This is a genomic window from Delftia sp. HK171 (assembly GCF_001886655.1).
In the GTDB taxonomy this organism is placed as follows: Bacteria; Pseudomonadota; Gammaproteobacteria; order Burkholderiales; family Burkholderiaceae_C; genus Comamonas; species Comamonas acidovorans.
The window spans coordinates 1755755-1782740 of record NZ_CP018101.1; the positions used below are offsets into that span (position 1 = coordinate 1755755).

25 protein-coding genes are annotated in these 26986 nt (G+C 68.4%); 19 read left to right on the forward strand and 6 right to left on the reverse strand.

Annotated features, from left to right (window positions below; translation table 11 throughout):
* Positions 1–76 precede the first annotated feature (76 nt).
* From dusB to BO996_RS07930, 6 genes are all read left to right on the forward strand, one after another.
* Positions 77–1147, forward strand: a complete 1071-nt coding sequence (gene dusB / locus BO996_RS07905) for a tRNA dihydrouridine synthase DusB (RefSeq protein WP_013804038.1) — start codon at positions 77–79, stop codon at positions 1145–1147.
* Positions 1144–1377: a Fis family transcriptional regulator gene (locus BO996_RS07910; protein WP_013804037.1), complete on the forward strand. Its 234-nt coding sequence runs from the start codon at positions 1144–1146 to the stop codon at positions 1375–1377. The genes dusB and BO996_RS07910 overlap by 4 nt, the downstream gene beginning before the upstream one ends.
* A 44-nt stretch (positions 1378–1421) precedes the next feature.
* Positions 1422–3020 carry a bifunctional phosphoribosylaminoimidazolecarboxamide formyltransferase/IMP cyclohydrolase gene (purH, locus tag BO996_RS07915; protein ID WP_013804036.1) on the forward strand — a complete coding sequence of 533 codons (1599 nt, stop codon included), beginning with the start codon at positions 1422–1424 and terminating at the stop codon, positions 3018–3020.
* Positions 3020–3541 carry a c-type cytochrome gene (locus tag BO996_RS07920; protein WP_071954442.1) on the forward strand — a complete coding sequence of 174 codons (522 nt, stop codon included), beginning with the start codon at positions 3020–3022 and terminating at the stop codon, positions 3539–3541. The genes purH and BO996_RS07920 overlap by 1 nt, the downstream gene beginning before the upstream one ends.
* A gap of 2 nt (positions 3542–3543) precedes the next feature.
* The gene (locus tag BO996_RS07925; protein ID WP_071954443.1) at positions 3544–4152 is read left to right on the forward strand and encodes a DNA-3-methyladenine glycosylase I; all 609 of its coding nucleotides are present in this window, start codon (positions 3544–3546) and stop codon (positions 4150–4152) included.
* Between the two features lie 626 nt (positions 4153–4778).
* The gene (locus tag BO996_RS07930; RefSeq protein ID WP_043824200.1) at positions 4779–5177 is read left to right on the forward strand and encodes a hypothetical protein; all 399 of its coding nucleotides are present in this window, start codon (positions 4779–4781) and stop codon (positions 5175–5177) included.
* 71 nt (positions 5178–5248) lie between these two features.
* Here the strand turns inward: BO996_RS07930 and hemL are convergent, their stop codons facing one another.
* Positions 5249–6565 carry a glutamate-1-semialdehyde 2,1-aminomutase gene (gene hemL, locus BO996_RS07935; protein ID WP_390889461.1) on the reverse strand — a complete coding sequence of 439 codons (1317 nt, stop codon included), beginning with the start codon at positions 6563–6565 and terminating at the stop codon, positions 5249–5251.
* 66 nt (positions 6566–6631) lie between these two features.
* Positions 6632–7588 (reverse strand): bifunctional hydroxymethylpyrimidine kinase/phosphomethylpyrimidine kinase, encoded by a 957-nt coding sequence (thiD, locus tag BO996_RS07940; RefSeq protein ID WP_012203499.1) that lies wholly within the window; start codon positions 7586–7588, stop codon positions 6632–6634.
* Between the two features lie 115 nt (positions 7589–7703).
* Here thiD and BO996_RS07945 point away from each other — a divergent pair, with 115 nt between their 5' ends.
* Genes BO996_RS07945 through BO996_RS07970 form a run of 6 tightly spaced genes read left to right on the forward strand, consistent with a single transcriptional unit; the run spans position 7704 to position 17933 of the window.
* Positions 7704–7856 carry a rubredoxin gene (locus BO996_RS07945; RefSeq protein WP_013804031.1) on the forward strand — a complete coding sequence of 51 codons (153 nt, stop codon included), beginning with the start codon at positions 7704–7706 and terminating at the stop codon, positions 7854–7856.
* Between the two features lie 47 nt (positions 7857–7903).
* A complete protein-coding gene (locus BO996_RS07950) occupies positions 7904–8302 on the forward strand; it encodes a response regulator (protein WP_012203501.1) in 399 nt (132 codons plus the stop codon).
* Positions 8302–8667, forward strand: a complete 366-nt coding sequence (locus BO996_RS07955) for a response regulator (protein WP_013804030.1) — start codon at positions 8302–8304, stop codon at positions 8665–8667. Before BO996_RS07950 ends, BO996_RS07955 begins: the two co-directional genes overlap by 1 nt.
* A 15-nt stretch (positions 8668–8682) precedes the next feature.
* Positions 8683–9210, forward strand: a complete 528-nt coding sequence (locus tag BO996_RS07960) for a chemotaxis protein CheW (protein WP_012203503.1) — start codon at positions 8683–8685, stop codon at positions 9208–9210.
* Between the two features lie 18 nt (positions 9211–9228).
* Entirely contained in the window at positions 9229–11478 is a 2250-nt protein-coding gene (locus BO996_RS07965; RefSeq protein ID WP_071954445.1) for a methyl-accepting chemotaxis protein, read from the forward strand.
* Positions 11479–11528: 50 nt separating this feature from the next.
* Entirely contained in the window at positions 11529–17933 is a 6405-nt protein-coding gene (locus tag BO996_RS07970) for an Hpt domain-containing protein (protein ID WP_071954446.1), read from the forward strand.
* Positions 17934–17996: 63 nt separating this feature from the next.
* On the opposite strand, the gene BO996_RS07975 is transcribed toward BO996_RS07970, so the two are convergent.
* A complete protein-coding gene (locus tag BO996_RS07975) occupies positions 17997–19478 on the reverse strand; it encodes a cryptochrome/photolyase family protein (protein ID WP_071954447.1) in 1482 nt (493 codons plus the stop codon).
* Positions 19479–19502: 24 nt separating this feature from the next.
* Here BO996_RS07975 and BO996_RS07980 point away from each other — a divergent pair, with 24 nt between their 5' ends.
* The 7 genes from BO996_RS07980 to BO996_RS08010 all read left to right on the forward strand — a co-directional run bounded on the left by BO996_RS07980 (position 19503) and on the right by BO996_RS08010 (position 24654).
* The gene (locus BO996_RS07980; RefSeq protein ID WP_012203507.1) at positions 19503–20102 is read left to right on the forward strand and encodes a YqgE/AlgH family protein; all 600 of its coding nucleotides are present in this window, start codon (positions 19503–19505) and stop codon (positions 20100–20102) included.
* A complete protein-coding gene (ruvX, locus tag BO996_RS07985) occupies positions 20099–20557 on the forward strand; it encodes a Holliday junction resolvase RuvX (RefSeq protein WP_012203508.1) in 459 nt (152 codons plus the stop codon). Before BO996_RS07980 ends, ruvX begins: the two co-directional genes overlap by 4 nt.
* Entirely contained in the window at positions 20554–21072 is a 519-nt protein-coding gene (gene pyrR / locus BO996_RS07990; RefSeq protein WP_012203509.1) for a bifunctional pyr operon transcriptional regulator/uracil phosphoribosyltransferase PyrR, read from the forward strand. Before ruvX ends, pyrR begins: the two co-directional genes overlap by 4 nt.
* 2 nt (positions 21073–21074) lie before the next feature.
* Positions 21075–22037 carry an aspartate carbamoyltransferase catalytic subunit gene (locus BO996_RS07995; RefSeq protein ID WP_012203510.1) on the forward strand — a complete coding sequence of 321 codons (963 nt, stop codon included), beginning with the start codon at positions 21075–21077 and terminating at the stop codon, positions 22035–22037.
* A 78-nt stretch (positions 22038–22115) separates the two neighbouring features.
* Positions 22116–23411, forward strand: a complete 1296-nt coding sequence (locus tag BO996_RS08000) for a dihydroorotase (protein WP_043824192.1) — start codon at positions 22116–22118, stop codon at positions 23409–23411.
* 2 nt (positions 23412–23413) lie between these two features.
* The gene (locus BO996_RS08005) at positions 23414–24163 is read left to right on the forward strand and encodes a lysophospholipid acyltransferase family protein (RefSeq protein ID WP_071954448.1); all 750 of its coding nucleotides are present in this window, start codon (positions 23414–23416) and stop codon (positions 24161–24163) included.
* A gap of 14 nt (positions 24164–24177) precedes the next feature.
* Positions 24178–24654: a GNAT family N-acetyltransferase gene (locus BO996_RS08010; RefSeq protein WP_071954449.1), complete on the forward strand. Its 477-nt coding sequence runs from the start codon at positions 24178–24180 to the stop codon at positions 24652–24654.
* Between the two features lie 25 nt (positions 24655–24679).
* On the opposite strand, the gene BO996_RS08015 is transcribed toward BO996_RS08010, so the two are convergent.
* The 3 genes from BO996_RS08015 to BO996_RS08025 are packed head-to-tail and all read right to left on the reverse strand — an operon-like array spanning position 24680 to position 26947.
* Positions 24680–25066, reverse strand: coding sequence for a DUF1987 domain-containing protein (locus BO996_RS08015; protein WP_071954450.1), 387 nt, complete (start codon positions 25064–25066; stop codon positions 24680–24682).
* Positions 25067–25103: 37 nt separating this feature from the next.
* Entirely contained in the window at positions 25104–25736 is a 633-nt protein-coding gene (locus BO996_RS08020; protein WP_013804021.1) for a DUF6272 family protein, read from the reverse strand.
* The gene (locus BO996_RS08025) at positions 25733–26947 is read right to left on the reverse strand and encodes a SpoIIE family protein phosphatase (RefSeq protein ID WP_232240481.1); all 1215 of its coding nucleotides are present in this window, start codon (positions 26945–26947) and stop codon (positions 25733–25735) included. The genes BO996_RS08020 and BO996_RS08025 overlap by 4 nt, the downstream gene beginning before the upstream one ends.
* Positions 26948–26986: the final 39 nt, after the last annotated feature.

Genomic DNA, 26986 nt, shown 5'->3' on the forward strand with positions numbered 1-26986 from the left:
TTTGGGCAGGTACAATCTTGGTCCTTTGTTGCCGCCCGTTTTGTGCTCGGCGCGCGCGTTTTCTCCGGCTTTTCCGATGTCCTCCCCACCCCTGTCCATAGGCCCCCATGCCCTGGCCAATCGCCTGTTCGTCGCCCCCATGGCCGGGGTGACGGATCGGCCGTTCCGCCAGCTGTGCAAGGCCCTGGGCGCGGGCTACGCGGTCAGCGAGATGGTGACATCACGCAAGGACCTGTGGAACAGCCTCAAGACCTCGCGCCGCGCCAACCATGAAGGCGAGCCCGGCCCCATCGCGGTGCAGATCGCGGGCACGGACGCCGAGATGATGGCCGAGGCCGCGCGCTACAACCTGGACCGCGGCGCCCAGATCATCGACATCAACATGGGCTGCCCGGCCAAGAAGGTCTGCAACAAGTGGGCCGGCTCGGCCCTGATGCAGAACGAGGCCCTGGCCGTGGAGATTGCCCAGGCTGTTGTAGAGGCCTGCGCCCCGCACGGCGTGCCCGTCACGCTGAAGATGCGCACCGGCTGGTGCGACGCGCACAGGAACGCCGTGGTGCTGGCCCGCCGCTTCGAGGAGGTGGGCATACAGATGCTCACCGTGCACGGCCGCACGCGCGAGCAGGGTTACAAGGGCTTTGCCGAGTACGACACCATCGCTGCCGTCAAGGCGGCGGTGCGCGTGCCCGTGGTGGCCAATGGCGACATCACCAGCCCCGAGAAGGCGCGCGACGTGCTCGCCTACACGGGCGCCGACGCCGTGATGATCGGCCGCGCGGCCCAGGGCCGGCCGTGGATCTTCCGCGAGATCGCGCACTTCATGGCCACGGGCGAGCACATGGCCCCGCCGCTGGTGGCCGAGCTGCGCCGGCTGCTGCTGGACCACCTGCAGGACCACTACAGCCTGTACGGCGAGGGCACCGGCGTGCGCAGCGCGCGCAAGCACATCGCCTGGTACCTGCGCAGCCTGCCGGGCGGTGAAGCATTCAGACAACACATCAACACCATCGAGGACTGCGCGGTGCAATGGCAGGCCGTGGCCGACTATCTGGACGCCCTGGGCGCACAGATGGACCGGATACCGGCCGCCATCGATGCCGGCGCCACAAGCGCCGAATTCGGAGAGCCCGCAGGAATGACAGTATGAGCAACCAGAACATCGAACAATGCGTGCGTGAAAGCCTGGAGGGGTATTTCCGCGATCTCGACGGCGAAAAGCCCAACGGCATGTACGACATGCTGATCCACCTGGTCGAAAAGCCGCTGCTGGAAGTGGTGATGACCCAGGCCGACAACAACCAGTCCCGCGCTGCCGACTGGCTGGGCCTGAACCGCAACACGCTGCGCAAGAAGCTGCTCGAGCACGACATGCTCTGAGCGGCACGAATCTCCATTTCTTCAAACTCCCTGCACTGACGCCCATGAACGCCCTGCTCTCCGTCTCTGACAAGACCGGTATCGTCGAATTCGCCCAAGGCCTGCACGCCCTGGGCATCAAGCTGCTGTCCACCGGCGGCACCGCCAAGCTGCTGGCCGAGGCCGGCCTGCCCGTGACCGAGGTGGCCGAAGTCACCCAGTTCCCCGAAATGCTGGACGGCCGCGTCAAGACCCTGCACCCCAAGGTCCACGGCGGCCTGCTGGCGCGCCGCGAGCTGCCCGCCCACATGGCGGCCCTCAAGGAGCACGGCATCGACACCATCGACCTGCTGGTGGTGAACCTGTACCCCTTCGAGGCCACCGTGGCCAAGGCCGGCTGCACGCTGGCCGACGCCATCGAGAACATCGACATAGGCGGCCCGGCCATGGTGCGCTCTGCCGCCAAGAACTGGGCCGACGTGGGCGTGATCACCGACGCCGGCCAGTACGAGGCCGTGCTGGGTGAACTCAAGGCCAACGGAAAGCTGTCCGACAAGCTGCGCTTTGCGCTGTCCGTGGCCGCCTTCAACCGCATCGCCCAGTACGACGGCGCCATCAGCGACTACCTGTCCAGCGTGAAGTTCGAGGACGAGAAGCTGTCCGAAGCCTACGTGCCCGAGCGCAGCCCCTTCCCCGGCCAGAGCAACGGCCACTTCACCAAGGTGCAGGACCTGCGCTACGGCGAAAACAGCCACCAGCAGGCCGCCCTGTACCGCGACCTGTATCCGGCTCCCGGCTCCCTGGTCACGGGCGAGCAGCTGCAGGGCAAGGAGCTGTCGTACAACAACATCGCCGACGCCGACGCCGCCTGGGAATGCGTCAAGAGCTTCGAGCAGCCCGCCTGCGTGATCGTCAAGCACGCCAACCCCTGCGGCGTGGCCGTGGGCAAGGACGCGCACGAAGCCTATGCCAAGGCCTTCCAGACCGACCCCACCAGCGCCTTCGGCGGCATCATCGCCTTCAACCGCACGGTGGACAAGGCAGCGGCCGAGGCCGTGGTCAAGCAATTCGTCGAGGTGCTGATGGCCCCCGACTTCACGGCCGAGGCGCTGGAAATCTTCAAGCCCAAGGTCAATGTGCGCCTGATGAAGATCGCCCTGCCGGCCGGCGGCGAGCGCGCCTGGGACCAGGGCCGCAACGCCATGGACGCCAAGCGCGTCGGCTCGGGCCTGCTGCTGCAGACCGCCGACAACCATGAGCTGGCCCTGGCCGACCTCAAGGTCGTCACCGTCAAGCAGCCTACGCCCGAAGAACTGCAGGACCTGCTGTTCGCCTGGAAGGTCGCCAAGTACGTCAAGAGCAATGCCATCGTGTTCTGCAAGAACGGCATGACCATGGGCGTGGGCGCAGGCCAGATGAGCCGCCTGGACTCGGCGCGCATCGCCTCCATCAAGGCCGAAGCCGCCAAGCTGAGCCTGCAGGGCACGGTCGTGGCCAGCGATGCCTTCTTCCCTTTCCGCGACGGCCTGGACGTGGTCGTTGACGCAGGCGCCACCTGCGTGGCCCAGCCCGGCGGCTCCATGCGCGACCAGGAAGTCATTGATGCCGCCAACGAGCGCGGCGTCGCCATGGTCTTCACCGGCGTGCGCCACTTCCGCCACTGATGGCCGGCCAACTGCCTCCTGACGCAGACGACGAGGGCGACGACGCCCCCCACCGGCCCCGCTGGCTGGGCTGGGCGCTCGTGGTCTTCATGCTGCTGGTGGCTCTGGGTGTCTTCAACATCGGCTGGCGCATCATGCGCGGGCCGGCTGTTGCGCCCGTTGCACCTGCTGCTGGCCTGCCGGCGGCTGCCGTGGCGGCAGCTGCAGATCCAAATGCAGGTGCAGGTACAGATGCAGGCCCCCGGCTGCTTGCCGGCAAGGCCCTGGTCGAGGGCAATGACTGCCTGCGCTGCCACGGCCTGGTGCGCCACTACGTGGGCCCGTCCTTCCAGCAGATCGCCGAGCGCTACCGGGCCCGCGAAGATGCCGCCGACTACCTGGCGCGCAAGATCCGCGAGGGCGGGGCCGGCGAATGGGGCCGCGCCATCATGCCGCGCCATCCGCACCTCGATACGGCGCAATCCCTGCAGATGGCAGCCTGGCTGCTGTCCCTCCCATCTCCCGAGCCCGGGAAATCCTGACCATGTCCCGCCTGTTCACCGCCCCCGACGGCCGGCCGCGCTGCCACTGGTGCGCCGCCACGGACGGCTACCTGGCCTACCACGACCGTGAATGGGGCTTTCCCGTCACCGACGACCGGCGCCTGTTCGAGAAACTCAGCCTCGAAGGCTTCCAGTCCGGCCTGAGCTGGCTGACCATCCTCAACAAGCGCGAGAACTTCCGCGCGGCCTTTGCGGGCTTCGACTTCCACCAGGTCGCGCGCTTCACCGAAGACGACGTGCTGCGGCTGCTGGGCGATGCGGGCATCGTGCGGCATCGCGGCAAGATCGAGGCCGTGATCAACAACGCGCAGCGGGCGCTGGAGATGGTGGAGGCGCAAGGCTCGCTGTCGGCCTTCTTCTGGCGCCATGCGCCTGCACCCGTGACCGGTGGTGGCGCGCCCGTGTCCGAGACGGCCGAGTCTCGGGCGCTGTCCAAGGAGCTGAAGAAGCTCGGGTGGAAGTTCGTGGGGCCTACGACTGTCTACTCGTTCATGCAGGCCATGGGGTTGGTCAATGACCATGCTTTGGGGTGTGTGGTGAGGGGTGAGGTGGAGCGGGCGCGGGGTGCGTTTTCCGCCTTCGCTCGGTAAGGGCTGGGGTTTCTTTTTGACCCTGCCGGGTCGTTGTTTTTCGAGGCCGGGTTTCGGCCCGGCGGCCGACCTACCTTCTTTTGCTTCGCCAAAAGAACGTAGGCCAAGAAAAGGCGACCCGGATGTCCGCGACCCCTTCGCTTCGCTGCGGGGCAACCTGCGTCGGGCCGCCTGCGGGGTTCGCCGTGAAACTCACTTCGCGCTGCGCGCTACGTTCAAACAATCACGGCGAGTCAGATGACGAGGCAGTCCTGTCCTTCGGCAGGACTGCAACCCCGCAGACGGCCCGACGCAGGCGCTGACATACGGGGAGTGGGGGCGGGCCGTCGCTGCGCTCGGCCTTGTTTTGAAGTACTCAGCTATTACACTTGCTGCAGGCCGAAAGGCTTGGTGTGTCGAAGCACCTTTTCAACAGCGTTTGTGACCCCCAACGACAAGCGGGGTTCTGTCATGTCCAGATCTTTGGGGCTGGTGCGTTCGTGCGCGCGAGTCCTGCCGGTTATGGGCGGGATGGGACTACCCGTAAGGGCGTCCGCACGGCTGTTGACGTGCTTCGAACATCCCGTCCACCTGTTTCCGTGTCGAAGCGGCGCGGGTGGTTCCTTGATTCCAACAGGAGCCAAGACATGCACCCTCTCACCGCCGTACAGGCGAACTCTCCCCAACCACCCCTTCTTCCCACCTGGCAGCAGGCCATGCATGCTTCGCTGGGCCTGGTGCACAGCACGCTGCAGCAGTTGATCGAGCTGATGACCGACGATCCCGACAGGGACGACAGTGAAATCGATGTGGACTGCGTCGTGGAGCTGGCGCTGGAACACATCAAGCGCATGAGTGTCCAGCAGCACGCGGACCGCTATGCCTTCGAGGTGGAATGGGTCAAGGCAACGGCGGCGCTGCGGCTGGCGCAGGGCGCCTTCGGGCGGCCGGAATCACGCTTCGGCTTGCGGCTCAAGGACGCTATCCAGCAGCTGGAGATGCTGCCGGAGCTGGTGGAGTTCGTGGACCAGGGCGACGACGAGTGATGTGACCTGCACGCCAGCGCCGGATCACGGCGTTGGTGGCGTTGGCGTGCAAGGGAAGATATCTGCGGATATCAGAGCGTCTTGAACACTTCGCGCGCGGCTTCGATGGTTTTGTCGATGTCCGCGTCCGTGTGCGCGGCGCTCACGAAGCCGGCCTCGTACAGGGCGGGCGCAAAGTAGTGGCCGCGCTCCAGCATGCCGTGGAAGAAGCGGTTGAAGCGTGTGCCATCGGTCTTCATGACCTCGGTCCAGGTGCTGGGCAGCTCGGGCAGCAGGTAGAAGCCGAACAGGCCGCCCTGGTGGTCCACGCTGAAGGGCACGCCAGCGGCGTCGGCCTCTGCCTTGAAGCCGGCCATTAGGCGGCCGGTCTTCGCGTGCAGGGCGTCGTGGAAGCCGGGCTCGCTGATCAGCTCCAGCGTCTTGAGGCCGCAGGCCGTGGCGATGGGGTTGCCCGACAGCGTGCCGGCCTGGTAGACCGGGCCCAGGGGCGAGAGCTTTTCCATGATCTCGCGGCGCGCGCCGAAGGCCGCCATGGGCATGCCGCCGCCGATGACCTTGCCCAGCACGGTGATGTCGGGCGCAAAGCCTTCGATCTGCTGGGCATACAGGCTCTGGGCGCTGCCCAGGGCCACGCGAAAGCCGGTCATCACCTCGTCGTAGACCATCAGCGCGCCATGCTCGCGCGTGAGTTCGCGGATGCGGCGCGTGAAGGGCACGCTGGCGCGCACGAAGTTCATGTTGCCGGCAATGGGCTCCATGATCACGCAGGCGATCTGGTCGCCGAACTGGGCGAAGGCCTCTTCGAGCTGGCCCACGTCGTTGTATTCCAGCACCACGGTGTCCTTGACCACGTCCTGCGGCACGCCGGCCGAGGAGGAGGCGCCGAACGTCGCCAGGCCCGAGCCGGCCTTGACCAGCAGCGCGTCGGCATGGCCGTGGTAGCAGCCGTTGAACTTGATGATCTTGTTGCGGCCCGTGAAGCCGCGCGCCAGGCGCAGCGCGCTCATGCCGGCCTCGGTGCCCGAGCTGACCATGCGCACCATGTCCATGGAGGGCATGAGCGAGAGGATCTTCTCGGCCAGCACGACCTCGCGCTCCGTGGGCGCGCCGAAGGAGAAGCCTTCTAGCGCGGCGGCCTGCACGGCGGCCATCACCTCGGGGTGGCCGTGGCCCAGGATCATCGGACCCCAGGAGCCGATGTAGTCGGTGAACTGCTGGGCGTTCTCGTCCCAGAAATGCGCGCCCTGCGCACGGCGCACGAAGCGCGGCGTGCCGCCCACGGCGTTGAAGGCGCGCACGGGTGAATTCACGCCGCCGGGGATCACGGCCTTGGCGCGTTCGAACAGGGGAATATTCAGGTCAGTGGTCATAGTGCAGGAGTCTGCCATGTGCGGGGTACAAGCCAGAGGTGCCACGCCAAGGGCCTGTGCCGGCCGCTCAGGGGGTGGCCTGCCTCAATGCTTGGTGTCATGGGGAGGCATCACGAAGCCTTCGATGGCCTGGGTGTCGGCGTCAAGCTCGGTGAGCGGCTCGGCGGCCTCGGCGTCTTCGTCCTCGGGTTCGGGCTGGGCCCAGAACATGCGGTCGGGGATGAAGTGGCCCATGCCGGGGCGAAAGCCGCTGTCCAGGCTGCGGTCCAGGTACTCCAGCGCCTCCTGCGTGGCCAGCCCCAGGTCGTTGCCGCTGGCCACCAGGGCCGCCAGCGCGGCCGACAGGGTGTCGCCCGAGCCGGTGAACGTGGCGTCGAACATCTCGTACTTGCTGTTGCCCAGCACGGACTGCGCCGTGGCCAGCACGTTGTCCACGAACTGGTCGGGCAGGGGGATGCCGGTGACCAGCACGTAGGGCACTTCCAGGGCCTCGGCCGCCATGGCGATGTCGCGCGCCGTGGGGCTGCGGCTGTTGCTCCAGTCGGGCAGCAGCCAGCGGCACAGCGTACTGTGGCTTCCAACCAACACCGAGGTTTGCGGCAGCACAAGCTCCTTGAGCGCGTCCATGTACTGGTCGAGCGGGTCTTCCTCCCACCACGACAGGTCCGGCATGTAGCAGACGATGGGGATGTCGGGATAGTCGGAAGCTATCTCGGCGATCGCCGCCAGGTTGCCCGGGCTGCCCACGAAGCCGACCTTGATGGCGGACACGGGTATGTCCTCCAGCACGGCGCGCGCCTGCTCGGCCACGGCCTCGTCGTCAAAGGGAAAATGCTCGAAGATCTTGGCCGAATCGCGTGCGTAGGCACCCGTGACCACGGGCAGCGGATGACCGCCGACCGAGGCGATGGTGGCGATGTCGGCCGACAGGCCACCTGCTCCGCTGGGGTCGCTGGCGTTGAAGACCAGCACGCATACGGGAGCGGTTTCGTCCACCAATTCGGTGTCGGGACTGGGGGAGTTGGAGGGGTTCAATGCCATGGCTCAGCCCAGTTTGCGCCCCGCCAGCGAAGGCCGTGGCGGGTGGTTATGACTAGATACAATCGTTGCATTCTATGTGAAGGCCCTTTAAGCTGTGACCGACCCTAAAACTTGGATGTGCTTGATCTGCGGGTGGATCTATGACGAGGCGCAAGGCTGCCCCGAGCATGGCATCGCACCCCAGACGCGTTGGGATGACGTGCCCATGAATTGGACCTGTCCCGAATGCGGTGCACGTAAAGAAGACTTTGAGATGGTCGAAATCTGAGCGCGGGACCACCCGCGCCGACTCATACATTTCCGGGAGGTTTCTCAGTGACGACATCGGGCGCACCCTTGCGCGTACTCGTGGTGGATGACAGCAATACCATCCGCCGCAGCGCAGAAATCTTCCTCAAACAGGGCGGGCACGAAGTGCTCCTGGCCGACGACGGCTTCGACGCACTGTCCAAAGTCAACGACTATCAGCCCCAGCTGATCTTCTGCGACATCCTCATGCCCAAGCTGGACGGCTACCAGACCTGCGCCATCATCAAGCGCAACGCGCGCTTCTCCGATACGCCCGTGGTCATGCTCTCGTCCAAGGACGGCGTATTCGACAAGGCGCGCGGGCGCATGGTGGGCTGCCAGGACTACCTCACGAAACCCTTCACCAAAGACCAGCTGCTGCAGGCCGTGGAGCAGTTCGGCAAGCAAACCATAGGAGCACTTTGATGCCCATCCGCAAAGTCCTGGTCGTGGACGATTCCAAGACCGAACTGATGTTTCTGTCCGACATGCTGCAAAAGCAGGGACTGCAGGTACGTACGGCCGAGAACGGCGAAGAGGCCCTGCGCAGCCTGGCCGAAGACCGGCCCGACCTGATCCTGATGGACGTGGTCATGCCCGGCCAGAACGGCTTTCAGCTCACGCGCGCCATCACGCGCGACCCGCTGTACGCGGACCTGCCCATCATCATGTGCACCAGCAAGAACCAGGAAACCGACCGGGTCTGGGGCATGCGCCAGGGCGCGCGTGACTACATCACCAAGCCGGTGGATGCAGGCGAGCTGCAGGCCAAGATCGCGGCGCTGAACTGACGCGGTGCGCTGGCCATGGCGAACCGTGAAGCACTGCGCGATCTGCAATCCCGTCTGGCCGGCCGTCTCCAGGCCGCACGCAGCGAAGGCGTCAAGGTGGCGGCCTGGCTGGCCGTCCAGGCCGGCGGGCGCAACTACCTGATGCCGCTGGGCCAGTCCGGCGAGATCTTTCCCTGGGCCGGCGTACAGCCCGTGCCCTATACAAAGCCCTGGTTCCTGGGCATTGCCAACCTGCGCGGCACCCTGGCCGGGGTGATCGACCTGGCCAGCCTGCTGGGCCATGGCGTGGCGCGCAGCGAACCGGCGCTGGCCGAGTCCAGCCTGCTGGCCTTCAATGCCGCGCTGGAAGTGAACGCCTCCCTGCTGGTGGACCGCCTGCAGGGCCTGCGCAGCGCCGACGCCTTTGTGCGCACCGAGCCCGCGCCCGAGCAATCCCCCGCCTTTTTCGGCCCCGTGCATATCGATGAAGCGGGCCACCGCTGGCAGGAGCTGCAATTGCAGCGCCTGTCCCAAACCTCCGAGTTTCTGAGCATTCGCGCCTGAGTTTCTGAAGGTCGTCCCATGTCATTCTTGCAACGTCTTGCAAATCGCTTCCAACGCAAGCCGGCCGACTCCGGCTCGGGCGCGGACAACAGCATGCTCGGAGACACCGTCTCCCAGGATATGTACGCACTCGATGCGTCCATGACCGTGCAGGGCGCGCCCGACGCCATGCCGGGCGATGCCGGCGCAGTCCTGGACCAGGAAACGGTGGTCCTGCCGCTGCTGGGCCGCGCGCCTGCCGCGCGCCACCAGCGCACGCTGTCCACGCTGCTGGGCGTTTCCGTGCTGGCCCTGGTGCTGGCGGCGGCATGGGCGCTGCGCCAGGCGGACGGCTCGGCACAGCAGCTGGCCGCCACCGGCCAGGCCCTGATGCAGTCGCAGCGCCTTGCCAAGTCGGTGTCGCAGGCGCTGACCGGCGCGGCACCTTCGTTTGCGGACGTGCAAGACAGTGCGGGCGTGCTGGCGCGCAACGTGCGCGCCCTCACCTCGGGCGATGACTCCATGGGCGTGCGCCCGCTGGGCGGCGCCTACGCCGACGAGCTGGGCCAGATCATGCCGCTGATGGAGCGCGCCGAGCAAAGCGCCAAGGTGGTGATGGAGCAAAAGCAGATCCTGACCCAGGTCGGCGACGCGCTGCGCACCATCAACCGCCAGTCCTCGGACCTGCTGGAGATCGCCGAAACCATCTCCTCGCTCAAGCTGCAGCAGGGCGCCAGCCCCGCCGAGATCTCGGCCGCAGGCCAGCTGGTGATGTTGACCCAGCGTATCGGCAAGTCGGCCAACGAATTCCAGACCGCCGAAGGCGTGAGCCCCGAGGCCGTGTTCCTGCTGGGCAAGGACTTGAACTCGTTCAAGGAAATCTCCGAAAGCCTGCTGGGCGGCAGCAGCGAACTGCGCCTGCCCCCCACGCGCGACGCCCAGACCCGCGAGCAGATCGAGGCACTGATCAAGCTCTACGAAGAGACCCGCACCGAGGCCAGCGCCATTCTGGGCAACCTGCAGGGCCTGGTCTCCGCCCGCGAGGCACAGACCGCCATCAACGCCGACAGCGAACCGCTGCGCCGCCAGCTGGAAGACCTGCAGAACAAGCTGCAAAGCGGCGCCGGCATCGGCTCGCTGCCCATGGGCCTGCTGGCCCTGGCCACCGTGCTGGTGCTGCTGTGCGGCGTGGGCCTGTCCCGCGTGCAGCTGCTCGACAGCCGCCTGCGCCAGGAAGCTGCCGAACGCCGCCAGGAAGAGTCGCGCGTGCAGGAGCATGAAGCCAAGCGCATCAACGACGCCAACCAGGCCGCCATTTTGCGTTTGATGAACGAGCTGCAGTCGGTGGCCGAGGGCGATCTGACGCAGGAAGCCACCGTGACCGAGGACATCACCGGCGCCATCGCCGACTCGGTGAACTACACGGTGGAAGAGTTGCGCGCCCTGGTGGGCAGCGTGCAGAACACGGCAACGCGCGTGGCGCAGACCACGGCCGAGGTGGATGCCAACTCCACCGAGCTGCTGGCCGCATCGACCGAACAGCTGCGCGAGATCCGCGAAACCGGCCGCTCCGTGCTGGACATGGCCGGCCGCATCAACGAGGTCTCCACCCAGGCGCAGGAATCTGCCCAGGTGGCGCGCCAGTCGCTGGAAGCTGCGGACCTGGGCCTGAAGGCCGTGCAGAACGCCATCGGCGGCATGAACTCCATTCGCGACCAGATCCAGGAAACCTCCAAGCGCATCAAGCGGCTGGGCGAATCCTCGCAGGAGATCGGCGAAATCACCGAGCTGATTTCCGACATTACCGAGCAGACCAACGTGCTGGCGCTGAACGCCGCCATCCAGGCCGCATCGGCCGGTGAAGCCGGTCGCGGCTTCTCGGTGGTGGCCGAAGAAGTGCAGCGCCTGGCCGAACGCTCGGCCGACGCGACGCGCCAGATCGCGGCGCTGGTGAAGGCGATTCAGACCGACACCCAGGATGCCGTGGCCGCCATGGAGCGCTCCACCCAGGGTGTGGTCGAGGGGGCCCGCCTGTCCGACTCCGCCGGCACCGCGCTGACCGAGATCGACTCCGTGTCGCGCCATCTGGCCGAGCTGATCGAGCTGATCTCCTCGTCCACCTCGCGCGAAGCCGTTCTGGCCAACGACGTGGCCGAGAACATCCAGCACATTTTCGCGGTGACCGAGCAGACGGGCGAAGGTACGCGCACCACGGCACAGCAGGTGCGCGAACTCTCGCACATGGCCGAGGAACTGCGCCAGTCGGTGGCGCGTTTCAAGATTGCCTGACCCGGTCCAACATAGCTATGCACAGGCCCTAGGGGCTTGGGGAACTGTCCATGTCAGTGGTTGACGAATCGCAAACGGGCGCGGCGCAGGCCGCGCACACCGAACAGGACCTGGGCCCGCTGGCCTGGGTGCTCGATGAGCTGCGCAAGTCGCTGGAAGGGGCGAGCAAGGCGGTGGCCCGTTTCGTGCGCGATGCCGATGCGGCACGCGCCTCGGACCTTGAGGAGCTTGACACCTCGGCCCTGCGCATCGCCCGCCAGCAACTGCACCAGGCCTGCGGCGCCCTCGAAATGGTGGGCCTGGGCTCTCCGGCCCTGGTGCTGCGCGGCATGGAAAGCGCCGTGCAGCGCTTCGTGCAGCGCCCCGAGCTGTGCACCGACCAGGCCGCCGCCACGCTGGAGCGCGCCAGCTTCGCGCTCATCGAATACCTGGAAACCGTGCTGGCCGGCAAGACCGTCTCGGCCGTGGCCCTGTTTCCCCAATACCGCGACACCCAGGCGCTGGCCGGCAACGACAAGGTGCATCCGGCCGACCTATGGCCTGCCGAGCGCCGCGCGCGCGAGCCCGAGTGGGCGCGCCAGCCCGAGCCGCTGGCCTACGGCCCCGATGCCCGGGCCCTGCTCGACGGCGTGGTGCTGCGCATGGTCAAGAGCGACGACCGCGAGGCCGCCGCCCAGATGCGCGACCTGTGCCTGCGCTTTGCCGTGGGCCAGACCGAGGATGTCACCGCGCGCAGCTTCTGGAAGGTGGCGGCCGGCTTCTTCGACGCGCAGTCGCGCGGGATGATCGTGGTCGACCTGTACGTCAAGCGCATGGCCTCGCGCGTGCTCATGCAGTACGCGGCCATGGCCAAGGGCGACCGCACGCCGCCTGCGCGGCTGCTGCAGGACCTGCTGTTCTTCTGCGCCCAGGCCCGCCCTGCCGAGCAGGCTGGCGCCGCCCTGCAGGCGGTGCGCCAGGCCTACGGCATGCAGGCCCAGCCCCAGGTGGACTACCAGCAGACACGCTTTGGCCGCTACGACCCGGCGGTGCTGGTGCAGGCGCGCAAGCGCATCACCACGGCAGCCGATACCTGGTCCGCCCTGGCCGGCGGCGACCGTGCCCGCACCAAGACCGTGGTGGACCAGTTCGCCCAGGTGGCCGAATCCCTGGTCAAGCTGCACCCGGCCAGCCATGGCCTGGCGCGCATGCTGATCAAGGTGGCCGAAACCGTGGCCCGCATCGGCGAGCCGCCACCGGCCGAACTGGCCATGGAAGTGGCCACCTCCGTGCTCTACCTGCAGGCGGCCTTTGCCACCATGGACATGGGCGACGAGGAACTGGCCGAGCAGTCCGCCAACCTGGTCCAGCGCCTGGAGGAATCCCTGCAGGGCGCGCCCGCGCGTCCGCTGGAGCCCTGGATGGAGGAGCTGTACCGCCAGGCCAGCGACCACCAGACCATGGGCTCGGTCGTGGGCGAGCTGCGTGCCACGCTGGCCGAGGCCGAGCGGCACCTGGACCAGTATTTCCGCAATCCTGCCGATGCCACCGTGCTGGCACCCGTCTCGGGCCAGATGGCCCAGATGCGCGGCGTGCTGTCCGTGCTGGGCCTGGACCAGGCCACGCAGGCCATGCAGCGCATGCGCGAGACCGTGGAACGGCTGGTGCTGGGTGAGATCGACGACGCAGAACGTCCCCAGATGTTCGAGAAACTGGGCAACAGCCTGGGCGCCATGGGCTTTCTGATCGACATGCTGAGCTACCAGCGCAGCATGGCGCGCAAGCTCTTCGTCTATGACGAGGCCGAAGGCGGCCTGCGCATCCTCATGGGCCGTCGCGGCCACCGGGCCGATGATGCGGGCAAGGCTCCCGAGCAACTGCCCGCCCTGGATACCGCCGCCGTGCCGCCGCAGCGCGAAGCCGTTGCCGTGGCCCAGCCGCTGCCCGTGCCGCAGGACGCCATCGCCGAGCCGCAATTTGCCGCGCCCTCCACGCCTCCCCCGCCGCCCCCGGCTCCCGTGGACATCGCGACCGAGCCGCTGGCGCAGCCCGCGGCCGCCGAGCAGGACGCGCTGGCCGATGCCGCGGAACTGGCGCAATTCGCCAAGGCCCTCGAAGCGCCGGCCGAGCCGGTCTTCCAGCTGGACCAGTCCCTGGCCGAGCCAGAGCCCGCAGCCGAATCCGCGCCTGAAGCCGTCTCTGAATTCGTCTCTGCATCCGTGTCCGAGCCCGTGCCCCCGCCGGCCGGCCTGTCGGTCTCGGAAGAAGACTCGGACGACGAACTGCTGGGCATCTTCCTGGAAGAGGCCCGCGAGGTGGTGGACAACGGCCTGCAGGCCCTGCGCGCCCTGGCCGACGAGCCGGGCAACCTCAGCGAGCAGACCACGCTGCGCCGCGCCTTCCATACGCTCAAGGGCAGTTCGCGGATGGTGGGCCTGGATGAATTCGGCGAAGCCGGCTGGGCCATGGAGCAGATGCTCAACGCCTGGCTGGCCGAGCAAAAGGCCATGCCCCAGCCCATGCAGGAGCTGGCCAGCGATGCGCTGCGCGCCTTTGGCGCCTGGGCCTCGGCCATAGAGCGCCACCAGGCCGATGCCTGGCAGGCCACGCCTTTCCGCGCTGCGGCCGATGCCATGCGCCTGGAAGGCCTGCGCGCCGACGTGGCCCTGGTGCCGCGCACACCGCGTGCCGAGCCCCTCGCACAGCCCGAACTCGAGCCCGCACCCGCTACCGCCGCAATCGAGGAATTCGCGCCCGTGGCCCAGGAGCCGCAGGCAGAACACCTGGATGCGCCTGAGCAGGCCACGCCCGCCCAGCCCGTCCAGCCCGTCCAGCCCGTCCAGCCCGTCCAGACCTCTGGCGAGCTGGACTTTGCGCTGGACTTCGACCTGCTGGAGCCGGACCCCCAGCCTTCGGCTGCCGCGCCTCAGGAGTCGCTGGAGACACTGACGCCGCAAGCCGCCGAGGCGCCTGCCGAACTGGCCACCGACGCCGTCGAGGAACTGGACTTTGCGGCCTTCGAAGCTGCCATGCGCGACAGCGAGCAGGAGGCCCTGGCCGTCGTCGCGGGCGACCCGCCCGCGCTGCCCGAGGCCGCCGCCATCGAGGCCGAAGCTGGAACTGAAACTGAAACTGAAGCACCGCAAGCCGCCGTGCCCCTGGCGCCTTTCGAGGGGCTGGACCTGGATCTGGGCCTGACCCCGGCAGCGGCACCCGCCGAAGCGATCGAGATGATCGCGGTGCCTGAAACGGTTGAGGCGGTCGAAGCGGTCAAAGCGCCAGAAGCGGTTGAAGCGGTTGAAGCAACCGACGCAGTCGAGCCGGTCAAGGTGCCCGAGGTGCCCGAGGCAGAAACCCCGCAGGCCGAAGAGTCCGGCGACGAGGATCTGTCCGGCATTGACGCCGACGGCTTCAAGATCGTGGATGGCCTGCGCATCAGCGCGCCGCTGTACAACGTCTACCTCAACGAGGCCGACGAATGGTCGCGCCGCCTGGACCTGACGCTGCAGCAATGGGCGACCGAGCCCGGCGAGCCCGTGCCCGACGACGCCGTCGCCTTTGCGCATTCGCTGGCCGGAAGCTCGGCCACCGTGGGCTTCAAGGCCTTGTCGGACCTGGCGCGCCTGCTGGAACATACGCTGACCCATCTGCAGCCGCAGCGCTGTGGCACGCCCGACCAGGTTGCCGCCTGCGTGGCGGCCTCCGACGAAGTGCAGCGCCTGCTGCACCAGTTCGCCGCCGGTTTCCTCAAGACGCCCCAGCCGGGCGTGGAAGAGGCCCTGCAGGCACTGCTGGCGCTGGACATCGAGGCCGCAGACGCGCCGGACAGCCGCCTGGACGCGCTGGAGCAGCTGGACCAACTGGACCAGCTGGAGCCTCAGGACGCCAGCGATGGCACGGACGCCGTGCTCGACGCCGGTGCCCAGGCGCAGACACCGTCGGTGGCGCCCCTGGCCTACTCCATGCGTCCCCTGGTCAACGATGCGCGCCACGAAGCCGAGCTGCAGCGCCGCATCGACGAGGCCATCGCCCATGCCGTGGCCGTGGGCAGCGACCTGGACGATGACATCGATGCGCTGGACGAGGTCGATCCCGACCTGTTCCCCATCTTCGAGGAAGAGGCCATCGAGCTGCTGCCCCGCCTGGGCGCCGCGCTGCGCCGCTGGCATGGCCGGCCCTCGCTGGACGAGGCGCGCCACGAAACCCTGCGCGCCCTGCACACGCTCAAGGGCAGTGCCCGGCTGGCGGGCGCCATGCGCCTGGGCGAGATGGCCCACCGCCTTGAATCTGCCGTGGAGCGGGTCGATGGCGAATCTCCGACCGCCGAGCAGATCGAGCCCTTGCTGGGCAGCTTCGACGCGCTGCAGGCCGGCTTCGACGTGCTGCGCGTGGCCGGTGAGCAGGCGCAGGAAGCGCCGCTGGACCTGGGCGATGAAATCTCCCTCGACGAGCCCGCAGCGGCTGCGGCCTCCGATGCATCGGCAGCGGCTGGATCACCGGCGGCCGCGGCCCCTGTGCCAGCGCCTGTCACTGCGCCGCTGCGCGCCGGTGCCCAGCAGACGGTGCGCGTGCGCGCCCAGCTGCTGGACCGCCTGATCAGCCAGGCTGGCGAGGTGCTGATTGCGCGCTCGCGTGTCGATGCGCGCCTGGCCCAGGCCCGTGGCTCGCTGGACGAGCTGGCCGGCAACCTGGAGCGCCTGCGCATGCAGCTGCGCGACATCGAGGTCCAGGCCGAAAGCCAGATGCAGTCGCGCCTGGCCCTGTCCAAGGATTCGGCCGTGGGCTTCGACCCGCTGGAGTTCGATCGCTTCACGCGCGTGCAGGAACTCACCCGCATGATGGCCGAGTCGGTCAACGACGTGGCCACCGTGCAGCGCAACCTGCAGCGCGACATGGCCGGCGCCGAGGACGACCTGGTCGCCCAGGGCCGCCAGGCCCGCGAGTTGCAGCGCGACCTGCTGCGCACGCGCATGGTGGAGTTCGACTCCCTGGCCGAGCGCCTGTACGCCGTGGTCCGCCAGACCTCCAAGGAGATGGGCAAGCAGGTGCGGCTGAACATTCTGGGCGGCACCATTGAAATGGACCGGGGCATGCTGGACCGCATGATGCCGGCCTTCGAGCACTTGCTGCGCAACTGCGTGGCCCACGGCATCGAGTCGCCCGAGCAGCGTGCCGCCGCAGGCAAGCCCGCCATGGGCACCATTGAAATCATCCTGAGCCAGGAGCGCAACGACGTGGCGCTGTCGGTGGAGGACGATGGCGCCGGCCTGAACCTGCAGCGCATCCGCGACAAGGCCGTGGCCCAGGGCCTGTGGCCCGAGGACCAGACGCTGACGGAGCAGGACGCCGGTCGCCTGATCTTCGAGCCCGGCTTCACCACGGCCACCGAGGTGACCGGCGTGGCCGGGCGCGGCATCGGCATGGACGTGGTGCGCTCCGAAGTCAACGCGCTGGGCGGCCGCATCGAAACCCACAGCGAGGCGGGCCGGGGCAGTGCCTTCCGCCTCGTGCTGCCGCTGACGACCGCCGTCACCCAGGTGGTCATGCTGCGCGCGGGCCAGTTGCTGGTCGGCGTGCCCGCCAGCCTGGTGGAAATCGTGCGCCGCGCGCCGCTGGAGCTGCTGCAGCAGGCCTATGCCAGCCACAGCTTCGAAGACGGCAGCGAGACCCTGCCTTTCTACTGGGCCGGCGCGCTGTGGCAGTCCTCGCTGCGCAGCGAGGAAACCGTGGGCCGCACCCGGCCCGTGGTCATCCTGCGCAGCGCGGCGCAGCGCATTGCGCTGCACGTGGACGAAGTGCTGGGCAACCAGGAAGTGGTGATCAAGAACCTCGGCCCCCAGCTGGCCCGCCTGCCCGGCCTGACCGGCATGTCGGTGCTGGCCTCGGGCGCCGTGGTGCAGATCTACAACCCCGTGGCGCTGGCCAACGTCTATGGCGACGAGGTGCGCGCCCGGACCGAAGAGGCCGAGCGCGCCGCAGGCCAGGGCGACGGCGAAGCCGTGCTGGCCAGCGCAGGGCCGGCCTCGGTGCCGCTGGTGCTGGTGGTGGACGACTCCATCACCGTGCGCCGCGTCACCCAGCGCCTGCTGCAGCGCGAAGGCTACCGCGTGGCCCTGGCGGCCGACGGCCTGCAGGCCATGGAACGCTTGGCCGAGGAGCGCCCCACCCTGGTGCTGTCCGACATCGAGATGCCGCGCATGGACGGCTTCGACCTGCTGCGCAACATCCGCGCCGACGAGGCCCTGCGCGACCTGCCCGTGGTCATGATCACCTCGCGCATCGCCCAGAAGCACCGCGAGATGGCGCGCCAGCTGGGCGCCAACCACTACCTGGGCAAGCCCTACTCGGACGAGGAACTGCTGGGCCTGATCCAGCACTACTCCCTGCAGGGCGGCAGCATCAGCGGCGGCCCGCTGGCGCCGCAGTCGCTGCAGGCGCAGCAGGTGGACAGCGAGCCCCTGGGCGAAGGGGCCTGAAGGCTGGTGGCCTGAACAAAAAAGAGCAGCATCCGCTGCTCTTTTTTTATTCCAGCAGTTTTTTCAGCCGGCCTGCTTGACCACGCCGTAGCGGGCCAGCGTGCGCTCGCGCGCGGCTGCGTGGTCCACCACGGGATGGGGGTAGTCCGTGCCCAGCACCACGCCGGCCTCGGCCAGCTCCAGCGCCCGGGCCTGCCAGGGCGCGTGGCGCAGCGCAGCGGGCAGGCGGGCCAGCTCGGGCACGTAGCGCTCGATGAAGCGCGCATCGGCATCGAACTTCTGGCTTTGCGTGATGGGGTTGAAGATGCGGAACCAGGGCTGGGCATCGCAGCCCGTGGAGGCCGCCCACTGCCAGCCGCCGTTGTTGGCCGCCAGGTCGAAGTCGTTGAGCTGGCGCGCAAACCAGGCCTCGCCCCGGCGCCAGTCTATGCCCAGATCCTTGACCAGGAAGCTGGCCGCCACCATGCGCAGCCGGTTGTGCATGTAGCCCGTGGTGTTGAGCTGGCGCATGGCGGCATCGACCAGCGGATAGCCGGTGCGGCCCTCGCACCAGGCGGCGTATAGCGCATCGGCCTCGGGGCCGGTATCCCACACGATGGCGTCGTAGGCGGGCTTGAAGCTGGCGTGCACCACGTGCGGATGGTGGGCCAGGATCTGGAAATAGAAGTCGCGCCAGATCAGCTCGGACAGCCAGGTGGCGGCGCCCTCGGCATCATGGGGCTGGCTCTGCGTCTGCTCCCAGGCCAGCCTTGCCAGGCGGCGGATGGAAACCGTGCCAAAGCGCAGGTGCACGCTCAGGTAGCTGGGGCCCTTGACGGCGGGAAAGTCGCGCGCCTGCTTGTAGCGCGGCAGGCGCGGCAGGAAGTCGGCCAGCAGTTCCTCGGCGCCAGCGCAGCCCGTGGGCAGGCGCAGGCCGTCCAGCGTGCCGGCTTCGAAGCCCAGGTCGGCTGCGGTGGGCACGGGGCGGCGCTCGCCTTCGGGGCGCGGGGCCAGGCGCTCGAGCAGGTCGCGCTCGCTGGGATAGGCGGACAGGAAGAAGGGCGTGATCTGGCGCAGCCAGGCGTTCTTGTACGGGGTGAACACCGAGAACGGCGCGCCGGCCTGGGTCAGCACCTCGTCGCGCGCAAAGACCATGTGGTCCTTGAAGCTGTGCAGAGCCACGCCCTCGGCGGCCAGGGCCTGGCGCACGCGGGCGTCGCGGGCCAGGGCGTCGGGCTCGTCGTCCCAGTTGCAGAACACGGCCTGGGCGCCGAGCTGCCGGGCCAGGTCCGGGATCTGCTCTGCGGGCTGGCCGCGGCGCACGATGAGGCCGGTGTCGGCGCGGCCCGAGGCCTCGCGCAGCGCATCGTCCAGCCCGCTCAGGCTCTGGCAGATGAACTCCACGCGCCGGTCTGCACGGGGCAGGGGGGCGAGGATGTCGTCGTCGAAGATGAACACGCAATGCACCTGCCTGCACTGGCGCAGCGCGTGGTAGAGGGCAGCATGGTCGGCCAGGCGCAGGTCGCGCCGCAGCCAGACCAAGCCCACAGGGTAAGAAGGTGGCATGGATCGCCGGTAAAATCCGTGGTTATGTCTGCTGAAACTGCGCCTATCAATCTGACGCACCACTTCCTGATTGCCATGCCTGGCCTGGAAGACGAAGCGTTCTCGCGCAGTGTGATCTACCTGTGCGAACACAGCGAGCGCGGTGCGCTCGGTCTGATTATCAACAAGCCCTCGCAGCTTACGCTGGAAGGCTTGCTGGAAAAGGTGGATCTGGCCCTGGGCCGCGAGGACCTTCGCGGCAACCGTGTCTTCAACGGCGGACCCGTGCAGACCGATCGCGGCTTTGTGCTGCACGACCCCATGGTCATCGAAGGCGCGCCCGACGACGAGTCCGCCTACGCCTCGACCATGACCATTCCCGGCGGCCTGGAGATGACCACCTCCAAGGACGTGCTCGAAGCCCTGTCCGACGGCGCAGGCCCCAAGCGCCTGCTGGTCACCCTGGGCTATGCGTCCTGGGGCGAGGGACAGCTGGAGTCGGAGCTGGCCGAAAACGCCTGGCTCACGGTGGGCGCCGACGCCAACGTCATCTTCGATACCCCGGTCGACGACCGCTATGACCGCGCCCTGGGCCTGCTGGGCCTGCAGCGCTGGATGATCTCGCCCGAAGCGGGGCGCGCATGAGCCTGCCCGCTCCCGAGTCCCAGGCAGCAGCGGCAGCCGGCACGGCCGTGCCGCCCACCGTTCCCTCCCATTTCCAGAGTTTCGTGGCCTTCGACTTCGGGGCCAAGCGCACGGGCTGCGCCGTGGGCACGCGCATGCTGCGCTCGGCCAACCCGCTGCCCACCATCCGCGCCGAGGCCGGCGAGGCCCGCCTGGCCCAGGCCGGCGAGCGCATCAAGGAGTGGCAGCCCGACGCGCTGGTCATCGGCGTGCCCTACCACCCCGACGGCAATGCGCACGAGAACACGGCGCGGGCGAAGAAGTTCGGCCGCCAGCTCAAGAGCCGCTTCGGCCTGCCTGTCTACGAGGTGGACGAGCGCTACAGCACCACCGAGGCCCTGGCCGGTGGCGCAAGGGATGCCGATGCGGCCTCGGCCTGCATCATTCTTGAACAGTTTTTGAGGAGTCTTCCATGAGTGAAACCATTGCGGGAGCCGGCAGCCTGGTGCTGGACGCCGAGGCCCTGTACCGCGAACTGCTGCGCGGCGTGCGCAGCCTCATGGGGCCTGAAACCCGCCTGGCCGGCATCACCTCGGGCGGCGCCTGGCTGGTGGAGCGCCTGCACAAGGACCTGAACCTGCCCGGCAACCCCAGCGTGCTGTCCTCGGCCCTGCACCGCGACGACTTCGCGCAGCGCGGCATGGCCACCAGCGCCCAGACGCAGATCGACTTTGACGTCAACGGCGCCGACATCCTGGTGCTGGACGACGTGCTCTACACCGGCCGCACCGTGCGCGCCGTGCTCAACGAACTCTATGACTACGGCCGCCCGGCCTGCGTGCGCCTGGCGGTGCTGGTGGACCGGGGCGGGCGCGAGTTGCCCTTCCAGGCCGACTTTGCCGCCGCGCGCATCGCGCTGCCGGCCGACCGCCTGCTGTCGCTGGCGCGCGATGACGCCGGCGTCTTCCAATTCCGCATCCAAGAGGCCTGACCGTGCTGTACAAGCGCAATCCCCAGCTCAACAAGAACGGCGAACTGATCCACCTGCTGTCCACCGAAGGACTGTCCAAGGACATCCTGACCCACATCCTGGACACGGCGGCCAACTTCGTCAGCGTCAATGACCGCGAGGTCAAGAAGGTGCCGCTGCTGCGCGGCAAGAGCGTGTTCAACCTGTTCTTCGAGAACAGCACGCGCACGCGCACCACGTTCGAGATCGCGGCCAAGCGCCTGTCGGCCGACGTGTTCAACCTGGACATCGCGCGCAGCTCGGCCAGCAAGGGCGAGTCGCTGCTGGACACCATCGCCAACCTCTCGGCCATGGCCGCCGACATCTTCGTCGTGCGCCACAGCGAGTCGGGCGCGCCCTACCTCATCGCCCAGCATGTGGCGCCCCATGTCCACGTGGTCAATGCCGGCGACGGCCGCCACGCCCACCCCACGCAGGGGCTGCTGGACATGTACACCATCCGCCACTACAAGAAGGACTTCGCCAACCTGCGCGTGGCCATCGTGGGCGATGTGCTGCACTCGCGCGTGGCGCGCTCCGACATCCATGCGCTGACCACGCTGGGCGCGGCCGAAGTGCGCGTCGTCGGCCCGCGCACCCTGGTGCCGCCGGACCTGGCGCAGATGGGCGTGCGCGTCTTCCACACGCTGGAAGAGGGCATCCGGGACTGCGACGTGATCATCATGCTGCGCCTGCAGAACGAGCGCATGAGCGGCGCCCTGCTGCCGTCCAGCCAGGAATACTTCAAGAGCTTCGGCCTCACGGCCGAGAAGCTGCGCCTGGCCAAGCCGGACGCCATCGTCATGCACCCGGGCCCCATCAACCGCGGCGTGGAGATCGACTCCGAAGTGGTCGATGGCCCGCAGGCCGTGATCCTGTCGCAGGTCTCGTTCGGCATCGCCGTGCGCATGGCCGTCATGTCGATAGTGGCCGGCAACGAAGCCTGAGCCTTCACACACGCATATGTTTTTGATCGCCGCAGGCCGCAGCCCATGCGCCGCCTGCGGTCTACGGGGTAGCAAACCATGAAGATACTCATCCGCAACGGCCGAGTGATGGACCCGGCACGGGGCCTGGACCAGCAGGCCGACGTGGCCATCGACGGCGGCAAGGTGCTGGCCATCGGCAAGGCGCCCGAGGGATTTGCCGCAGAACGCGAGATCGATGCCGCCGGCTGCTGGGTGCTGCCGGGCCTGGTCGATCTGGCCGTGCGCCTGCGCGAGCCCGGCCACGAGCACGAAGGCATGCTGCAGTCCGAGATGGCTGCATCGGTGGCCGGGGGCGTGACCAGCCTGGTCTGCCCGCCCGACACCGACCCCGTGCTCGACGAGCAGGGCCTGGTGGAGATGCTCAAGTTCCGCGCCGAGAAGCTGCACCAGTCGCGCCTGTTCCCGCTGGGCGCGCTGACGCTGGGCCTCAAGGGCGAGGTGCTGACCGAGATGGCCGAGCTGACCGAGTCCGGCTGCATCGGCTTCAGCCAGGCCGAAGTGCCCATGACCAGCACTCAGACCCTGCAGCGCGCGCTGGCGTATGCGGCCACCTACGGCTACACCGTGTGGCTGCGCCCGCAGGAGCTGTACCTGGGCAAGGGCGTGGCCGCCAGCGGCCCGCTGGCCACGCGCATGGGCCTGTCCGGCGTGCCCGTGGCGGCCGAGACGATTGCCCTGCACACCATCTTCGAGCTGATGCGCGGCACCCAGGCGCGCGTGCACCTGTGCCGCCTGTCCAGCGCCGCAGGCGTGGAACTGGTGCGCCGTGCCAAGGCCGAAGGCCTGCAGGTCACGGCCGACGTGTCCATCAACTCGCTGCACCTGACCGACACCGATATCGGCTACTTCGACAGCAGCGCACGCGTCACGCCGCCGCTGCGCCAGCAGCGCGACCGCGATGCGCTGTCTGCCGCGCTGGCCGATGGCACCATCGACGCCCTGGTCTCCGACCACACGCCCGTCGATGAAGACGCCAAGGTCCTGCCCTTTGCCGAGGCCGAGCCCGGCGCCACGGGCGTGGAGCTGCTGCTGTCGCTGGCCGTCAAGTGGTCGCAGGAAAGCGGTGTGCCCCTGAACCGCGCACTGGCCGCCATCACGGCATCGCCCGTGCAGGTGCTGGGATCGGCGCTGGGCGAGCTGCAGGAGCAACTGGGCCGTCTGGCCGAGGGCGGCGTGGCCGACCTGTGCATCGTCGATCCGCAGGCGGCCTGGACCGTGAAGCCCCAGGAACTGGCCAGCCAGGGCAAGAGCACGCCCTTCGGCGGCTACGAGCTGCCGGCCCGTGTGCGCTGCACGCTGGTCGATGGCCGTATCGCTTACGAACGCCGCTGAACATGAGCCGTCTGCGCAGGGGAGGGCGCGCCACGCTGCGCGCAGCGCGCCTGTTCGGCCATGTGTGCAAGGGGCTGTGGATCGTGGCCCTGCGCTTTCCGCAGCTGCCCGAGGCGCGCCAGCACGCCCATGTGCAGGCCTGGGCCCTGCAGTTGCTGGCCCATGCGGGCGTGCGCCTGGAGATCCAGGGCGAGCCGCCGCGCCAGGGCCCCATGCTCATGGTCAGCAACCATATTTCCTGGCTCGACATTCCCGTGCTGCATGCGGCGCGGCACTGCCGCTTCATCTCCAAGTCCGACGTCAAGGGCTGGCCGCTGATCGGCACGCTGGCCACGGCGGCGGGCACGCTGTACATCGAGCGCACCTCGCGCCGCGATGCCCGGCGCATGGTGCAGAGCATGGAGGAATCCCTGCAGCGCCGCGAGATCCTGGCCATCTTCCCCGAAGGCACGACGGGCGACGGCCGCAAGCTGCTGCCCTTTCATGCCAACCTGCTGCAGGCGGCCGTGCAGATCGATGCGCCCGTGCTGCCCGTGGGCCTGCGCTTCATCGACGGCGCCACCGGCCAGATCAGCCACGCACCCAGCTACGAGGGCGATGAGACCCTGCTGGGCTCCATCTGGCGCACGCTGTGCGCCGACGACCTGGTGGCCGTCGTCCACTATGGCCAGCCGCAGACGGCCGATGGCCGCGACCGCCGCGTCTGGGCCCAGGACCTGCATGCCGAGGTGGACCGGCTGCGCCAGGCCTGAACGCTGCCAGCGATATGACTGACACCCTCACGCTTCGGCCCGCGCGGCCTGATGACACCGCTGCCCTGAACGCCGTTCTCTGGGCCACCTACGAGAGCACCTGGAAGCCCCAGCTGACGGCGGACAAGCATGCGCAGTTCTGCGCCTCCGGCAAGACCGCGCAGTACGTGCAGTCGCGCGGCCACCTGTTCTGGGTGGCCGAGTGCGGTGGCGTGGTCGTCGGCTTCGTGGACTGGGTGGATGACTTCATCGGCGCCCTGCATGTGCTGCCGGCCTGGCAGGGGCGCGGCGTGGGCCGTGCCCTGCTGGCCCATGCCGAGCAGGCTCTGCGCGCCGCCGGCCACGCCCAGGTGCGCCTGGAGACCGACAGCTTCAACACCCAGGCCCTGGGCTTTTACACGGCGCAGGGCTACGCCACGCTGGACACCTATCCCGACGAGGAATGGGACTGCGGCCTGACCACGGTGCTCATGGGCAAGCCGCTGGCCTGAAGGCCAGGGCGGAGCAGGCCCGCCCTCAGTTGCTGTAGGGCTGTCGCTCCAGCACCAGGTTGGCGAAGTCCTCCACCAGGTCGGCGCCCAGTTCCTCGATGGCGTCGTCTTCCTCGTCGAAGGCCCAGATCACGCGGATGTCCGTGCCCTTGCTGCCTGCATGGTCGAGCAGCTCGAACAGCGAGCGCAGCCCCATGGTCGATGCGCTGTTGATGTACTGCAGCTTCACCTCGGCCACGAAGCGTGCGGGCTGGCTGGCCTCGAAGTACTGCCCCAGCATGGCCAGCAGGGGGTTGAAGAAGGGCAGCGGGTTTTCGGGATAGCACTCGCCTTCGATGCGCAAAAGCTGCTCGGCCGGCGAGAAGACCACTTCGGGCGTGACGGAAGTGCGTTCGGATTTCAGTGCTTGCATGGCGGCGTCATTCGGATTCGGGAAGGGGTCCCGGCGCTCAGATCAACGCCTTGACGTGGAACACGGCATGGGGCGCGGTATCTGCGGCGTCCTCTCCCGTGGCGATGTGGTACTGCAGCGGTGCCGAGGCGTCGCGCGCAATGGTCAGCCAGCCCAGGCCCGCGCCGCGGCTGATGTCATCGCTGGCGCCGTGGTCGGTGTTGTGCAGCTGGGCCTTGTAGGCGGCCTTGATTTCGGGGTGGCTCATGGCGCGCACGGCATCCAGCTTGGCGGCCAGGCGCGGCACATGTTCGCGGCGCACGGCGTTGCTGCAGGCAATCCAGAAGCGCGCCTGTGCCTGATCGGCCCCCGCGTCCGGGGCACCGGCCGGTGCATCGATGCGGCCCACGCCGATGGCGCCCTGTGCCACGGGTTCGCCGAGTGCCTGGCTGGCTCCGGCGTCAGAGGCAGGCAGCGGCGCCGCGTAGTGCAGCACGTTCTGCGCCATTTCGATGAAGGTGGAAAACAGCTTGCGCTTGGCGCTGCTCGATCCATCCTCGCTGGCCAGCCGGCACTTGAGCGTGTCGGCTGCCGCCTGGATCACGTTGGGGTTGAAGGTGCCCGCGTAGTACAGCAGCAAGCCGTTGTGCTCGGCCTGGGCGCGCAGGTGCGCGAATTCGGACGGGCTCATGGCTGCAGGGCCTGGTTGCGCCACACCAGCAGCGAGACATCGTCGCGGCGGCGCTGCGTGCCCTGCCACTGGGCAAAGGCCTGCCGGAATTCGGCGCAGGCCTGGGCGGCGGGGCGGTCGTGCTGTTCGTGCAGGAAGCGCGCCAGGCGCTTTCTGCCGTGGGCGATCTGGCGCGGGCCGCCCAATTGGTCGATGACGCCATCGGTGGCCACCATCAGCAGCGAGCCGGGCGCGACCTCCAGCTCCTGCGTGCTCCAGGCCGCGTCGTCGGGCGTGGTCGCATAGCCTATGCCCAGCTTGTCGCCGGCATGGATCTGCACCTGTGCCGCCTCCTGCACGCCGGGCGGCGCCACCAGCAGGTCCAGCCGGGCCGAGGCAAAGCGCAGTTGCGTGCCGCAGGGCGACTGCAGGAACAGCGCGGCGTCCAGGCCGTCGCTGGAGGATTTTTCGGCGGGCAGGCCATCGGCGGGCGCTGCCGGTGCGCCCCAGGCGGGCTGGACGTCGCGGCTGCGTTGCTGCAGCACGCGCTTGATGTAGCGGTTCATCTGGCCCAGCAGGGCGCCGGGGTCGATGGCCGCGCCGGTGCCGGCGCTGGTGCCGATACCTGCAGGCGCCACGGCCTGTTCGAGAAAGGACAGTGCAATCAGCGTCATGAAGGCGCCCGGCACGCCGTGGCCTGTGCAGTCGAACATGCAGCCCAGCAGGCCCTGCGGTGTGGCGCGGAAGAAATACGCATCGCCGCCCACCACGTCGCGCGGCTCCCACAGCAGGCCGTGGTCGGCCAGCTGGCTGGCGAGCACGCGGTCGGATTCGACCAGGTGCGAGCGCTGGATCAGGCTGGCGTAGTCGATGCTGGCCATGAGCTGGCGCGTCTTGTCGGCCTCGATGTCGGACATGGCGGCCATCAGCGCGTGGCCCGTGCCTATGCCTGCGTAGCGGCCTTCCTCCACGGTGATGAAGCCGTCCTTGAGCACGCGGCTGCCGCTGGCCAGCGCCTGCTGCACCAACTGGTCGATGGGCAGGCCGGCCGCCACCACCATGGGCGCGGTGTCGGTGAATACCAGGCAGCTGCGGCGGCCGAACACGTCGCGCGCAAAGGGCCGCGCGTACTGCTCCATGAAGCGCTGGCGGTTGATCAGGCCCAGCGGCCGGTCATCGGCCACCACGGCCAGGGTTTCGAGCAGGGGCTGCTCGCTGAACAGCCGGTGCACATCCTCGTTGCTGGTCTCGGGGGAATCGGTGCCGTGGGC

Bases quoted from the DNA above. Each gene is read 5' to 3' on its own strand.
- BO996_RS08005 (WP_071954448.1), top strand. From the start codon at position 23,414: ATGAGCCGTCTGCGCAGGGGAGGGCGCGCCACGCTGCGCGCAGCGCGC.
- BO996_RS07965 (WP_071954445.1), top strand. From the start codon at position 9,229: ATGTCATTCTTGCAACGTCTTGCAAATCGCTTCCAACGCAAGCCGGCC.
- BO996_RS07925 (WP_071954443.1), top strand. From the start codon at position 3,544: ATGTCCCGCCTGTTCACCGCCCCCGACGGCCGGCCGCGCTGCCACTGG.
- BO996_RS08000 (WP_043824192.1), top strand. From the start codon at position 22,116: ATGAAGATACTCATCCGCAACGGCCGAGTGATGGACCCGGCACGGGGC.
- ruvX (WP_012203508.1), top strand. From the start codon at position 20,099: ATGAGCCTGCCCGCTCCCGAGTCCCAGGCAGCAGCGGCAGCCGGCACG.
- BO996_RS07955 (WP_013804030.1), top strand. From the start codon at position 8,302: ATGCCCATCCGCAAAGTCCTGGTCGTGGACGATTCCAAGACCGAACTG.
- pyrR (WP_012203509.1), top strand. From the start codon at position 20,554: ATGAGTGAAACCATTGCGGGAGCCGGCAGCCTGGTGCTGGACGCCGAG.
- BO996_RS08020 (WP_013804021.1), bottom strand. From the start codon at position 25,736: ATGAGCCCGTCCGAATTCGCGCACCTGCGCGCCCAGGCCGAGCACAAC.
- BO996_RS07910 (WP_013804037.1), top strand. From the start codon at position 1,144: ATGAGCAACCAGAACATCGAACAATGCGTGCGTGAAAGCCTGGAGGGG.
- purH (WP_013804036.1), top strand. From the start codon at position 1,422: ATGAACGCCCTGCTCTCCGTCTCTGACAAGACCGGTATCGTCGAATTC.
- BO996_RS07930 (WP_043824200.1), top strand. From the start codon at position 4,779: ATGCACCCTCTCACCGCCGTACAGGCGAACTCTCCCCAACCACCCCTT.
- hemL (WP_390889461.1), bottom strand. From the start codon at position 6,565: ATGGCAGACTCCTGCACTATGACCACTGACCTGAATATTCCCCTGTTC.
- BO996_RS07975 (WP_071954447.1), bottom strand. From the start codon at position 19,478: ATGCCACCTTCTTACCCTGTGGGCTTGGTCTGGCTGCGGCGCGACCTG.
- BO996_RS07960 (WP_012203503.1), top strand. From the start codon at position 8,683: ATGGCGAACCGTGAAGCACTGCGCGATCTGCAATCCCGTCTGGCCGGC.
- thiD (WP_012203499.1), bottom strand. From the start codon at position 7,588: ATGGCATTGAACCCCTCCAACTCCCCCAGTCCCGACACCGAATTGGTG.
- BO996_RS07945 (WP_013804031.1), top strand. From the start codon at position 7,704: ATGTGCTTGATCTGCGGGTGGATCTATGACGAGGCGCAAGGCTGCCCC.
- BO996_RS07980 (WP_012203507.1), top strand. From the start codon at position 19,503: ATGTCTGCTGAAACTGCGCCTATCAATCTGACGCACCACTTCCTGATT.
- BO996_RS07920 (WP_071954442.1), top strand. From the start codon at position 3,020: ATGGCCGGCCAACTGCCTCCTGACGCAGACGACGAGGGCGACGACGCC.
- BO996_RS07970 (WP_071954446.1), top strand. From the start codon at position 11,529: ATGTCAGTGGTTGACGAATCGCAAACGGGCGCGGCGCAGGCCGCGCAC.
- dusB (WP_013804038.1), top strand. From the start codon at position 77: ATGTCCTCCCCACCCCTGTCCATAGGCCCCCATGCCCTGGCCAATCGC.
- BO996_RS08010 (WP_071954449.1), top strand. From the start codon at position 24,178: ATGACTGACACCCTCACGCTTCGGCCCGCGCGGCCTGATGACACCGCT.
- BO996_RS08015 (WP_071954450.1), bottom strand. From the start codon at position 25,066: ATGCAAGCACTGAAATCCGAACGCACTTCCGTCACGCCCGAAGTGGTC.